Origin of the sequence: Milkweed yellows phytoplasma str. MW1 (genome assembly GCF_000309485.1) — a bacterium.
GTDB lineage: Bacteria > Bacillota_I > Bacilli_A > Acholeplasmatales > Acholeplasmataceae > Phytoplasma.
In genome coordinates this window covers 1-595 of the sequence record NZ_AKIL01000120.1, presented here as the reverse complement: position 1 = coordinate 595, position 595 = coordinate 1, and the positions used below count along the sequence as shown (strand labels likewise).

The 595-nt window shown below is 30.3% G+C and carries 1 protein-coding gene; it reads right to left on the bottom strand.

The genetic code is table 11. The features are described 5' to 3' along the window. Positions 1–104 precede the first annotated feature (104 nt). Positions 105–595, bottom strand: a 491-nt coding sequence (locus RI76_RS02185) for a lambda-exonuclease family protein (protein ID WP_017192513.1), incomplete at its 5' end; no start/stop codon positions are given.

Here is a 595-nt window from a genome sequence, read left to right as displayed (position 1 = left end):
GTTGTTGTAGCGATTTCTTTGATTAAATCTTTTTTGCCACATGTGGTGACCTTTTTTTTGTTTTTTTTAGCCATTTTTTTGATTCCTCTTTCTTTTTTAATTTATTATTGATGTTGATTTTTTTTATTTTCAGTTAAACGAGCTAAATCAACCATCTGTCTGCTTTTTTCTAATTCTTGTTGAAAAGCTTCTGCTTCGATGATCATTTTTGCTATAAAACTTTTATCTAAAACCACTTCTTGATTACGGAAAAGTTTGTCATTCACGAAAACAAAAAAATAACCTTTTTCTAAACCACTACAATAAAGTTGACATTGTATTTGGGCCCAATAAAATGGAGGTATTGTTTGTGTTTTAAAAAACTCTTGCCAACTCGGACCATCAGGATTTAAAGGACATTTGATTTCTAACAAAGTTTTGGTTTCTTCGTTGTAACCATCCAAAGAAGCGGACATTAAGCCTCTGGTGAAAACGACGGGAACATATTTTAACCCATGACAAAAACAATAAAAATTTCTTGCTTTTGGTTCAGTTTTTTTTCCATGTTCCACTGCTTCATTAGTAATAAAATCACTTCCAAATACTTTTTTAAAAA